General features: G+C 52.4%; 11 protein-coding genes and 1 pseudogene. 5 read left to right on the forward strand and 7 right to left on the reverse strand.

All coding sequences use genetic code 11. The features are described from left to right. Window positions 1–184: 184 nt before the first annotated feature. Window positions 185–301: a hypothetical protein gene (locus HMPREF2959_RS12560; protein ID WP_025458944.1), complete on the forward strand. Its 117-nt coding sequence runs from the start codon at window positions 185–187 to the stop codon at window positions 299–301. A 33-nt stretch (window positions 302–334) separates the two neighbouring features. Here HMPREF2959_RS12560 and HMPREF2959_RS04105 read toward each other — a convergent pair whose 3' ends face one another. From HMPREF2959_RS04105 to lolA, 5 genes are all read right to left on the reverse strand, one after another. After that, window positions 335–865 (reverse strand): gamma carbonic anhydrase family protein, encoded by a 531-nt coding sequence (locus HMPREF2959_RS04105; RefSeq protein ID WP_002217761.1) that lies wholly within the window; start codon window positions 863–865, stop codon window positions 335–337. Window positions 866–905: 40 nt separating this feature from the next. After that, entirely contained in the window at window positions 906–1664 is a 759-nt protein-coding gene (locus HMPREF2959_RS04110) for a glycosyltransferase (RefSeq protein ID WP_002243629.1), read from the reverse strand. Window positions 1665–1671: 7 nt separating this feature from the next. Further along, entirely contained in the window at window positions 1672–1899 is a 228-nt protein-coding gene (locus HMPREF2959_RS13190; RefSeq protein WP_002243628.1) for a glycosyltransferase family 2 protein, read from the reverse strand. A gap of 132 nt (window positions 1900–2031) precedes the next feature. Beyond that, window positions 2032–3171 (reverse strand): polyamine ABC transporter substrate-binding protein, encoded by a 1140-nt coding sequence (locus HMPREF2959_RS04115; protein ID WP_002233653.1) that lies wholly within the window; start codon window positions 3169–3171, stop codon window positions 2032–2034. A gap of 272 nt (window positions 3172–3443) precedes the next feature. Further along, window positions 3444–4067, reverse strand: a complete 624-nt coding sequence (lolA, locus tag HMPREF2959_RS04120) for an outer membrane lipoprotein periplasmic chaperone LolA (protein WP_002243627.1) — start codon at window positions 4065–4067, stop codon at window positions 3444–3446. Between the two features lie 277 nt (window positions 4068–4344). Here lolA and HMPREF2959_RS04125 point away from each other — a divergent pair, with 277 nt between their 5' ends. Together HMPREF2959_RS04125 and HMPREF2959_RS04130 are read left to right on the forward strand one after the other, a co-directional pair. Continuing rightward, a complete protein-coding gene (locus HMPREF2959_RS04125) occupies window positions 4345–5172 on the forward strand; it encodes a ferritin-like domain-containing protein (protein WP_002243626.1) in 828 nt (275 codons plus the stop codon). Between the two features lie 12 nt (window positions 5173–5184). Beyond that, window positions 5185–5847 (forward strand): HAD family hydrolase, encoded by a 663-nt coding sequence (locus tag HMPREF2959_RS04130; protein ID WP_002243625.1) that lies wholly within the window; start codon window positions 5185–5187, stop codon window positions 5845–5847. A gap of 114 nt (window positions 5848–5961) precedes the next feature. On the opposite strand, the pseudogene HMPREF2959_RS13480 reads toward HMPREF2959_RS04130, so the two are convergent. After that, window positions 5962–6024 (reverse strand): annotated as a pseudogene (locus HMPREF2959_RS13480) (transposase); the annotation flags it as partial. Between the two features lie 62 nt (window positions 6025–6086). Further along, entirely contained in the window at window positions 6087–6908 is an 822-nt protein-coding gene (locus HMPREF2959_RS04135) for a posphoenolpyruvate synthetase regulatory kinase/phosphorylase PpsR (protein ID WP_002214270.1), read from the reverse strand. A gap of 410 nt (window positions 6909–7318) precedes the next feature. Here HMPREF2959_RS04135 and ppsA point away from each other — a divergent pair, with 410 nt between their 5' ends. Both ppsA and rho read left to right on the forward strand, forming a co-directional pair. Next, a complete protein-coding gene (ppsA, locus tag HMPREF2959_RS04140; protein ID WP_002243624.1) occupies window positions 7319–9703 on the forward strand; it encodes a phosphoenolpyruvate synthase in 2385 nt (794 codons plus the stop codon). A gap of 219 nt (window positions 9704–9922) precedes the next feature. Further along, entirely contained in the window at window positions 9923–11182 is a 1260-nt protein-coding gene (gene rho, locus HMPREF2959_RS04145) for a transcription termination factor Rho (protein WP_002219650.1), read from the forward strand. The last annotated feature ends 287 nt before the right edge of the window (window positions 11183–11469 follow it).

Genomic DNA, 11469 nt, shown 5'->3' on the forward strand with positions numbered 1-11469 from the left:
GGGCTTCAGACGGCATTTTTGCCTGCAACTCAAATGCACCGATCAAAATCAAGGCGCATCGGATACCGTTATCGGGCATCCCGTCCGCATGAATTTAGGGCTGACGCAAGAACGTTGGCCGGACATCGTGTTCCACGAAACGCGCGAACATTCGGTCAAACTGTAAAAAGCAATCGGCGATAAAATGCCGTCTAAACCCGAAAAAAGGGCTTCAGACGGCATTTTTGCCTGCAACTCAAACGCAGACGGTCAAAATCAAGGCGCATCGGATACCGTTATCGGATGCATCCCGTCCGCATGAATTTGGGGCTGACGCAAGAACGCCGATGTGATTTCACATCCCGTACTGTTTCGACAGCTTCACATAATGCGCGGCGGAATATTTCAAAAAGGCTTTTTCCTCATCGGTCAGCACGCGCACTTGTCTGACCGGCGAACCGATATAAAGGTAGCCGCCCGCCAAGCGTTTGCGCGGCGGAACGAGGCTGCCCGCGCCGATCATCACTTCGTCCTCAATCACAGCATCGTCCAAAACGGTGCTGCCCATACCGACCAAGACGCGGTTGCCGATTCGGCAGCCGTGCAGCATCACTTTGTGCCCCACGGTAACGTCTTCGCCGATAACCAGCGGCGATCCTTCGGGTTTGGCGGCGGTTTTGTGGGAAACGTGCAGGACGCTGCCGTCCTGTATATTGCTGCGCGCGCCGACGGTGATGCTGTTCACATCGCCGCGCAACACGGCGCACGGCCACACAGAAACGTCTTCGGCAAGCGACACTTCGCCGATGACGACGCACGCTTCGTCTATCATACAGCTTTCGTGGATTTCGGGCGTGCGGTTTTGGAAAGTTCGGATTGCGTTCATTTTTCCTCCTTCGGTAAGATGTATAGTGTTAAAGGATTTATTAAATATTCCCCCTGATTGCTTTTAAAATCCTGCCTGTAATATCGACCCCGAATAATGTGATTATCGGGAATATCAGCTTATATATCAATTTATTGGACTTTAACAGCATAAACCTTAAATGATACGCCCTTCTTTTTATATCAGCATCACACTCTATATTTTTACTCGTCATGATAAAAAGCAAAACGAGATATTCGTAGGAAAGAAAAGAATAAAGATAACTTGATATATCCCTATCAAATTCCATTTCCGCATTTTTCTCCAAAATATATAATAATGACTTTATACTTTTTTCCGAAACAGTTCCTGTTTTAGAATCTTTTCTTCCCTGCCGATAATAGTAATAACAACCGTCCAAATAAGAAAAAGTTGTTGCCGCATTAAATAATCTCATTGACCATTCGATATCTTCGGCATAAACCTCTTTTTCAAAAAACAGTTTTTCTTTGATAATCAATTCCCTTTTTATAATCTTATTACACGCCGAACCCGGAAATTTTCTAAATCGGCATAATCCTTTCAAAACTTCGACTTTGGATTGATTGAGTATTTTTTCAGGCTGATAATCTTCGCCAAAATGTGAAACACTTCCCTTATCATATTTAACTGCATTTAAAAAAACCACATCCGGCATATCAATATCATCTTTACTAAGAAAATCCAGCAAGACCTGACAATTAATAAAATCATCTGAATCAATAAAGACTATATATTTTCCGTTTGAATTTTTTATTCCGGTATTTCTCGCCCCCGACAATCCTTGGTTATCCTGATATATATATTTGATGTTTGGTGTTCGGTATCGGGTGTTGTTTGTTGTTTGTTGTTTTATCTATATATTTATAACATATATCTTCACTTCCGTCTTTTGACCCGTCATTCACAAGGATAAGTTCGACATTTTCATTACTTAATATAGGTTCTATGGAACTTAAACACGCTTCCAAATAACTTTCGACATTATAAATGGGAACTACGATACTTAAATCCATATCTTTCTCATTTTACTAAATCATTTTAATCTTAACCCAATCATAACCGGCAGGAGGGGAAACGCCCCCCTGTTTGATAACGGACGCGCTGTTTCCTGCCGCCCGAAAGGTTTCAGACGGCAGGGGGTGCGGTTATTTTCCGGCCTTGAGCCCTTGCCACAGCTTCACGCCCAGTTTGGCGGATTCTGCGGATTTGGGCGATACGATGAAACTTTTTTCCATCAGTTCTTTGTTCGGGAAAATCGATGCGTCGGAGGTGTATTTTTCATCCATCAGCTCGCGCGCGGGACGGCTGGCGGGCGCGTAGGTAACGAAGCTGCCGTTTTTCGCCGCCACCTCGGGCCGGAGCGTGTAGTCGATATAGCGGTGGGCGTTGGCGACGTTTTGCGCGTCGCGCGGAATCATAAAGGAATCCACCCACACGCCCACGCCGGTTTTCGGGGTCAATACTTTGATTTCCACGCCGTTTGCGGCTTCTTCGGCACGGGTTTTGGCAATGTTCAAATCGCCGCCGTAACCGATGGCGGCACACAGGTTGCCCGCCGCCATATCGTCGATATAGCCGGAAGAGCTGAAGCGTTTCACGTCGCCTCGGACGGCTTTCATCATATCGACGGCGGCTTTGATGTCTTCGGGATTTTCACTGTTGGGGTCTTTGCCCAAATAGTGCAACGCCAAGGGAATCTGTTCGATTGCGCTGTCGAAATAGCTGATGCCGCAGGATTTGAGTTTGGCGGTGTATTCGGGGTTGAACACCAAATCCCATTCGTTTTCGGGCAGCTTGTCCGTACCCAATGCCTTTTGCACCTGCCGCGTGTTGATTGCCAAGGTGTTGATGCCCCAGAAATAGGGGACGGCGTATTCGTTGCCCGGATCGACGGCTTCCATCATTTTCAGCAAATCTTTATCGATGTTGCCGTAATGGGGGATTTGCGCCTTGTCGATTTTCTGATACGCGCCCGCTTTGATTTGCCGGCCGACGTTGGCGATGGACGGCGCAGTCAGGTCATAGCCGGATTTGCCGGTCAGGACTTTTGCCTCCAGTGTTTCGTTGCTGTCGTAATAATCGGAACGCGTCTTGATGCCGGTTTCTTTTTCAAAGGCGGCGACGGTTTCGGGATCGACATAATCCGACCAGTTGTAGATATTGAGTTTGCCCGATTGTTCGGCTTCGGGCTTGGCGGAGGGGGCTTGGGCGGCGGTATCGCTTCCGCCGCCGCACGCAGTCAAGGCGAGGCTCAGGATTGCCGCCGCCACCAGTGTTTTTTTCATGGTTTTCGACCTTTCGTTCAAAAATAAAAAACATTGCAGGGACGGCCGGGCCGCCTGCATCGGAAGCTGTGGGGGCGGCCGGTCGGCTTTCTTGGCCCTTGGTGCAGCAAGGTTTGCATTAAACGGCAAAAACAGCCGGGGCGCAACCGTTAATTTTCACGGGTTTGCCGTTCCGATGCCCGATCGGGCGGTAATGCGGGACATTGTTCCGCCTGCGTGAAAATGCCGTCTGAAGCCTCGGCGGCTTTCAGACGGCATCGGGGCGGACGGCATCAGTTGCTCAACACGTCCACGCCTTTGGGCGGGGTAAACTTGAACGCGCCGCGCGAGAGTTGGGGATTGGTATTCAAACCGCCGAAACTGATGGAGGTTTGGTTGCCGAAGCTGTCTTTAAGCTGCATGGCGGCGAGGTTGCCGCCTTTGAAGCCGATGCGGATGTATTGGTAGCCGGCATTGTTGCGTTTGGGCGTTGCCAGCACATAATCGATGCCGTTGGACGAACCGTCCTCTTTCAGCGTGTAGCTGCTTTCGAGGGCGGTTTTGTTCGACAGGATGGCGGCGGGGCTGCCGCCTATGGCCTGGTCTTGGGACGACTTGGTCACTTGTGCCAAATCGACATCGTAGAGCCAAACGGTTTGACCGTCGCCGACAATAGTCTGTTTGTAAGGCGAAGTGTATTCCCATTTGAAGAGGCCCGGGCGCAGGATTTTGAACGTGCCGTGCGCGGTTTGGGTTTTCTTTTTGCTTTGGACGGTTTGGGTGAAGCTGCCGCTGATACCGTCGGCATCGTTGTTGAATTGCTTGAGCGCGTCTACCGCGCCCGCCTGTGCGGAAGCGACGGCGACGATCAGGGAGCAAACGGCGAGAAATTGGAACAGGTTGTGCGGTTTCATCATTATTTTTCCTTGTTGGGATGGGTGTGGCGTAAAGTATCGGCGCGGCAAAACAATCATACGGGCGGCGTTACGGGCGGTTTGCATTTTACAAACAGCGTTTTCCGAGGGCTGATTTTTTTGACCGCTCGGAAAAGGTAGGCGCGCCACGCTGCCCTTTAATTGTGTGCCGCGTGATTTGACGGTTTGGGCGCGGAATGCCGAATCGCGGAGATTATATGCCTCATCTTGTTTTTTTTAAACGCTATAATATTTGTTTTCCGAACACGGCGGACTTGAAATGAAACCCGATATTTATGCTTTGCTGGAACGCGCCCTGCTTTCGGGCGACCCCGATGAAAAAGGACGGCTGACGGATGAGGCGTTTGCCGCCGTTCAAAATGCGGACGGGGCGGAAACAAACGCGCCACCGGCAGATTTCCCCCGCGCGGGACGGCCGGACAAGCCGGTTTTGGTCGCGCCGTCACAACTGACCCCGCGCAAAATGAACACGGCAGAAGGCTATGCGGCGATGCTGCACGCGATTGCGCATATCGAGTTCAACGCCGTCAATCTGGCTTTGGACGCGGCATACCGTTTCCGCACGCTGCCGTTTCAGTTTGTCCGCGACTGGGTGAAAGTGGCGAAGGAAGAGGTGTACCATTTCCGCCTGATGCGCGACAGATTGCGCGCTTTCGGCTTCGATTACGGCAGTTTCGAGGCGCACAACCATTTGTGGGATATGGCGTACAAAACCGCCTACGACCCACTGTTGCGTATGGCGTTGGTACCGCGCGTGTTGGAAGCGCGCGGGCTGGACGTTACGCCGGGGATACGCGCGAAGGTGGCGCAGCGCGGCGATTCGGAAACCTGCGGCGTATTGGACATCATTTACCGCGACGAAGTGGGCCATGTCGCCATCGGCAACCATTGGTATCAACACCTCTGCCGCGAACGCGGTTTGGAACCTGTCGCCCTGTTCCGCAGTCTGATTACCCGTTACGATATGTTTATCTTCCGTGGCTATGTGAACATCGAAGCGCGGGAAAAAGCGGGCTTCAGCCGCTTTGAATTGGATATGTTGGAAGATTTCGAGCAGGGTTTGAAACAGAACAAAAATACCGTCTGAAAAGGAACACACATGATACACGCCGTACTCTTCGACCTCGACGGCACGCTTGCCGACACCGCCCTAGACCTCGGCGGCGCACTCAATACCCTGCTCGCCCGCCACGGACTGCCGCCCAAAAGCATGGACGAAATCCGCAACCAAGCCAGCCACGGCGCGGCAGGACTGCTCAAACTCGGCGCAGGCATCACCCCCGACCACCCCGACTATGCCCGATGGCGCACCGAATACCTTGACGAATACGACAGCCGCTACGCCCAAGACACCGAGCTCTTTGACGGCGTAAACGAACTCATCGCCGAACTCGACAGACGCGGCATCAAATGGGGCATCATCACCAACAAACCCATGCGCTTCACCGACAAACTCGCCCCCAAACTCGGCTTCATCATCCCACCCGCCGTCGTCGTCAGCGGCGACACCTGCGGCGAACCCAAGCCCAGCGTCAAACCCATGCTGTATGCGTGCGGACAAATCCACGCCGACCCGCAACACACACTCTACGTCGGTGATGCCGAACGCGACATCCAAGCAGGCCGCAACGCCGGCATGAAAACCGTCCTCGCCGAATGGGGCTACATCGCTCCCGAAGACGATACCGGCTCATGGCAGGCGGATTTCCACATCCGCACGCCGCTCGATCTGCTCGAATGTCTGGACAAAATACAGTCCTGAAAAATATCCGCCCCACAAACATATAGTGGATTAACAAAAACCAGTACGGCGTTGCCTCGCCTTAGCTCAAAGAGAACGATTCTCTAAGGTGCTGAAGCACCAAGTGAGTCGGTTCCGTACCATCTGTACTGTCTGCGGCTTCGTCGCCTTGTCCTGATTTAAATTTAATCCACTATAATACTGCCGTCTGAAACCTGATTTCAGACGGCATTTCCGCCTTCAAACCGAATCAAAGCCCGTCAAAACCTGCGTTTGAGCTTGCACGCCTGAAGGATGTGTACGGCAAGCTCTTCCACTGATTTATCCGTCGTATTCGCAAACGGAATGCCATGCCGTCTGAACATACTCTGCGCGTCCGCCACCTCGCTGCGGCATGTATCGATTTTGGCATAAGTTGAATTCGGGCGGCGCTCTTGGCGGATGGCCTGCAAACGTTCCGGCTGGATGGTCAACCCGAACAGCTTATCCCTATAAGGCTTGACCATACGCGGCAGATCGGCCGATTCCAAATCGTCGGGAATCAGCGGATAGTTTGCCGCACGGATGCCGTATTGCAGGGCGAGGTAAAGGCAGGTCGGCGTTTTGCCCGAACGCGATACACCCATCAAGATTACATCCGCTTCCTGAAGGTTCTTATCGCTGACCCCGTCATCGTGGTTCAATGAGAAATTTACCGCCTCCATACGCGCATCGTAACGCTTCGTATTACCGATACTGTGATGCCCCTGCTCGGATGCCGTGGCTTCGGTATTGAGTTCTTTCTCCAACAGTCCCAAAAAAGTCTCAAAGAAATTAATCTGAAAAGCATCCGCCCCTTTGATAATCCGACGGATTTCGTCATCAACCACACTGACAAACGCAATCGGACGCTGACCGTTTTCCTGCCGGCTCCGATTGACCTTCTCCACCACCGCGCGCGCCTTTTCCGGCGTATCGACAAACGGATGCGTATGGCGTTTGAACGACAGATTGCCAAACTGGTTCAGCAAAGCCTCGCCGATATTCTCGGCAGTCAGACCGGTACGGTCGGAAATGTAAAACACATGGCGCGGACTGCTCATCTTCCATCCTTAAATACAGAATAAAAATATCATCATAACAGCAGCGGCAGACACAAGGAAAGCACCCGCAGCACGCCTACCTCGGATTACACCCAAACAGACACAATATAATTTTGAAATAAAATTATTTATATAAAGTATTTTTTGGCAGAAAATTTTAAAAAATAAACAAAAAAATCAAACAGAAAAAACATTAACCTATTCAAACCACCTGTTTTACAAAGAAAATACCCAAAAAAAGAAGTATACCGGCTGCAAGTTTCAAACCGCTACACACGCCGAAACCGCAATTTTTCAGACGGCATCATGATTTTAAAACGGATAAAACACATGACAGCAGAGGAACGAATCGCTTAAAATAAGCACGCGGATTTGTTTCTTTTTTAACATATTTTGGATTGGACACACAAATGGCCGACAACTACGTAATCTGGTTTGAAAACCTGCGTATGACAGATGTTGAACGCGTGGGCGGTAAAAACGCCTCGCTGGGCGAAATGATCAGTCAGCTGACCGAAAAAGGCGTTCGCGTCCCCGGCGGCTTTGCCACCACAGCCGATGCCTACCGCGCATTCCTCGCACACAACGGTCTGAGCGAACGCATTTCCGCCGCACTGGCAAAATTAGATGTCGAAGACGTTGCCGAACTGGCACGCGTCGGCAAAGAAATCCGCCAATGGATTTTGGACACGCCTTTCCCCGAACAGCTCGATGCCGAAATCGAAGCGGCATGGAACAAAATGGTCGCCGATGCCGGAGGCGCGGACATTTCCGTCGCCGTACGCTCTTCCGCAACCGCCGAAGACCTGCCCGACGCATCATTTGCCGGCCAACAGGAAACCTTCTTGAATATCAACGGATTGGAAAACGTTAAAGAAGCGATGCACCATGTATTCGCCTCCCTGTACAACGACCGCGCCATTTCCTACCGCGTCCACAAAGGCTTCGAACACGACATCGTCGCCCTTTCCGCCGGCGTTCAACGCATGGTGCGTTCCGACAGCGGCGCATCAGGTGTGATGTTCACCCTCGACACCGAATCCGGCTACGATCAAGTCGTCTTTGTTACCTCCTCTTACGGTCTGGGCGAAAACGTCGTACAAGGTGCGGTCAACCCGGACGAATTTTATGTGTTCAAACCCACGCTCAAAGCGGGCAAGCCCGCCATCCTGCGTAAAACCATGGGTTCGAAACACATCAAAATGATTTTTACCGACAAAGCCGAAGCCGGCAAATCGGTAACCAACGTCGATGTCCCCGAAGAAGACCGCAACCGCTTCTCCATTACCGACGAAGAAATCACCGAGTTGGCGCATTACGCACTGACCATCGAAAAACACTACGGCCGCCCGATGGATATCGAATGGGGACGCGACGGCTTGGACGGCAAACTCTACATCCTGCAAGCCCGTCCCGAAACCGTAAAATCCCAAGAAGAGGGCAACCGCAACCTGCGCCGCTTCGCCATCAACGGCGACAAAACCGTATTATGCGAAGGCCGCGCCATCGGTCAGAAAGTCGGACAGGGCAAGGTACGCCTGATTAAAGATGCTTCCGAGATGGATTCCGTCGAAGCCGGCGACGTACTCGTTACCGATATGACCGACCCGGATTGGGAACCGGTGATGAAACGCGCTTCCGCCATCGTGACCAACAGGGGCGGACGTACCTGCCACGCCGCCATCATCGCGCGCGAACTGGGTATTCCTGCCGTTGTCGGCTGCGGCAATGCAACCGAATTGCTGAAAAACGGTCAAGAAGTTACCGTATCCTGTGCCGAAGGCGATACCGGCTTCATCTATGCCGGCCTGTTGGACGTACAGATCACCGATGTCGCCTTGGACAATATGCCCAAAGCACCCGTCAAAGTCATGATGAACGTCGGCAACCCCGAACTCGCATTCAGCTTCGCCAACCTGCCCAGCGAAGGCATCGGCTTGGCGCGTATGGAATTTATCATCAACCGCCAAATCGGTATCCACCCGAAAGCCTTGTTGGAATTTGACAAACAAGATGACGAATTAAAAGCGGAAATTACCCGCCGTATCGCCGGTTACGCGTCCCCTGTCGACTTCTACGTCGATAAAATCGCCGAAGGCGTGGCGACATTGGCCGCATCGGTTTATCCGCGTAAAACCATCGTCCGTATGTCCGACTTCAAATCCAACGAATACGCCAACCTGGTCGGCGGCAGCGTATACGAACCGCACGAAGAAAACCCGATGCTGGGCTTCCGCGGCGCAGCGCGTTATGTCGCCGACAATTTCAAAGACTGCTTCGCCCTCGAATGCAAAGCCTTGAAACGCGTCCGCGACGAAATGGGGCTGACCAACGTTGAAATCATGATTCCGTTCGTACGCACCTTGGGCGAGGCCGAAGCCGTTGTCAAAGCCCTGAAAGAAAACGGCTTGGAACGCGGCAAAAACGGCCTGCGCCTGATTATGATGTGCGAACTGCCGAGCAACGCGGTATTGGCGGAACAATTCCTGCAATACTTCGACGGCTTCTCCATCGGCTCGAACGACATGACCCAACTGACCCTCGGTCTCGACCGCGACAGCGGCTTGGTATCCGAATCGTTTGACGAACGCAACCCTGCCGTCAAAGTGATGCTGCACCTTGCCATCTCCGCCTGCCGCAAGCAGAACAAATATGTCGGCATCTGCGGTCAAGGCCCGTCCGACCATCCGGACTTCGCCAAATGGCTGGTTGAGGAAGGTATCGAAAGCGTTTCCCTGAACCCGGATACCGTCATCGAAACTTGGCTATATTTGGCGAATGAATTGAACAAATAATCAATGCCCATACCCCCGAGCCTGAAAAGCGCGGGGGTATTTTTTTCCAAGCAGCTCCGCTCAGACGGCATTTCCTGCCGATGCCCCGTCCGCGATAATATTTGACACCCACGCGCCGACTGCCTACAATTCCCCCTTCCCCGAGCAACCGGCAACGGTCAGCTTCTTCTTTCAGACGGCATCTGCCTGTCTTTTTCCTCTTCAAAATACATCATTATTATGCACGTCTCCGAATTACAAACCCTGCACATTTCCAAACTCTTAGAATTGGCGGAAGAACACGGCATCGAAAACGCCAACCGATTCCGCAAACAAGACCTCGTATTTGCCATCGTCCGCCAGATGATGAAAAAAGGCGAGGGTTTCACCTGCTCCGGCACGCTTGAAATCCTGCCCGACGGCTTCGGCTTCCTCCGCAGCGCGGACACGTCCTATCTTGCCGGCCCCGACGACATCTATGTCTCGCCCACCCAAATCCGCCGCTTCAACCTGCATACGGGCGACACCATCGAAGGAAGCGTGCGCGTCCCAAAAGACAACGAACGCTATTTTGCCCTGGTCAGGCTTGATACCATCAACGGCGACCACCCGGAAGTATGCCGCCATAAAATCCTGTTTGAAAACCTGACCCCGCTGTTTCCGACCGAACAGTTGAAGCTGGAACGCGACTTAAAGTCCGAAGAAAACCTGACCGGACGCGCCATCGACCTGATTTCCCCCATCGGCAAAGGTCAGCGCGCCCTCTTGGTTGCCCCGCCCAAAAGCGGTAAAACCGTGATGCTGCAAAACATTGCCCACGCCGTTACCGCAAACTATCCCGAAGTCGAACTCATCGTCCTCTTGATTGACGAGCGTCCCGAAGAAGTAACCGAAATGAGCCGTTCCGTCCGAGGTGAAGTGGTTTCTTCAACATTTGACGAGCCGGCGCAACGCCACGTCCAAGTTGCCGAAATGGTACTTGAAAAAGCCAAGCGTATGGTGGAACACAAAAAAGACGTGGTCATCCTGCTTGATTCGATTACCCGCCTTGCCCGCGCCTACAATACCGTCGTGCCTACCTCGGGCAAAATCCTAACCGGCGGTGTCGATGCCAACGCACTGCACCGTCCCAAACGTTTCTTCGGCGCGGCGCGCAACGTGGAAGAAGGCGGTTCGCTGACCATCATTGCCACAGCATTGGTTGAAACCGGCAGCCGTATGGACGATGTGATTTACGAAGAATTCAAAGGCACCGGCAATATGGAATTGCACCTCGACCGCCGTATGGCGGAAAAACGCCTCTTCCCCGCCATCAACATCAACAAATCCGGCACGCGCCGCGAAGAGCTGCTTGTGCCGAACGACCAGTTGCAACGTATGTGGCTCTTACGCAAGTTCCTGCACCCGATGGATGAAATCGAGGCAGCCGAATTTTTAATCGGAAAAATCAAAGCCTCTAAAAACAACGACGATTTCTTCGAGCTGATGCGCGGCAAATAAACGCGCCGCCCGCATTAATGCGAAATGCCGTCTGAAGCCTGAAAATCGGGTTTCAGACGGCACTTTCATTCACACGGTCGGCGCAGCTCCTCCCTCCCCCCGTTAACGGCGCAACCGTCGGCAGTGTCCGTGTCCGCTTGCCGAAAGCGCGGCCTTTGCAAAGCCGGCTTGAACGCATCCGTACCGGCAATGAAAACCGATGCGGGAACTTGATTCAAGGTTGCGCCGAACCGCGCTCATTTTTGTATAAATTTGGGGCTGTCCTAGATAACTAGGGAAATTCAAAT

Origin of the sequence: Neisseria sp. HMSC070F02 (assembly GCF_001814225.1) — a bacterium.
Classification (GTDB): Bacteria; Pseudomonadota; Gammaproteobacteria; order Burkholderiales; family Neisseriaceae; genus Neisseria; species Neisseria meningitidis.

What these genes read in the sequence shown, in the direction of transcription:
- HMPREF2959_RS12560 (WP_025458944.1), top strand. Translation starts at nt 185, where the DNA reads ATGCCGTCTAAACCCGAAAAAAGGGCTTCAGACGGCATTTTTGCCTGC.
- HMPREF2959_RS04105 (WP_002217761.1), bottom strand. Translation starts at nt 865, where the DNA reads ATGAACGCAATCCGAACTTTCCAAAACCGCACGCCCGAAATCCACGAA.
- HMPREF2959_RS13190 (WP_002243628.1), bottom strand. Translation starts at nt 1,899, where the DNA reads ATGGATTTAAGTATCGTAGTTCCCATTTATAATGTCGAAAGTTATTTG.
- HMPREF2959_RS04115 (WP_002233653.1), bottom strand. Translation starts at nt 3,171, where the DNA reads ATGAAAAAAACACTGGTGGCGGCGGCAATCCTGAGCCTCGCCTTGACT.
- lolA (WP_002243627.1), bottom strand. Translation starts at nt 4,067, where the DNA reads ATGATGAAACCGCACAACCTGTTCCAATTTCTCGCCGTTTGCTCCCTG.
- HMPREF2959_RS04125 (WP_002243626.1), top strand. Translation starts at nt 4,345, where the DNA reads ATGAAACCCGATATTTATGCTTTGCTGGAACGCGCCCTGCTTTCGGGC.
- HMPREF2959_RS04130 (WP_002243625.1), top strand. Translation starts at nt 5,185, where the DNA reads ATGATACACGCCGTACTCTTCGACCTCGACGGCACGCTTGCCGACACC.
- HMPREF2959_RS04135 (WP_002214270.1), bottom strand. Translation starts at nt 6,908, where the DNA reads ATGAGCAGTCCGCGCCATGTGTTTTACATTTCCGACCGTACCGGTCTG.
- ppsA (WP_002243624.1), top strand. Translation starts at nt 7,319, where the DNA reads ATGGCCGACAACTACGTAATCTGGTTTGAAAACCTGCGTATGACAGAT.
- rho (WP_002219650.1), top strand. Translation starts at nt 9,923, where the DNA reads ATGCACGTCTCCGAATTACAAACCCTGCACATTTCCAAACTCTTAGAA.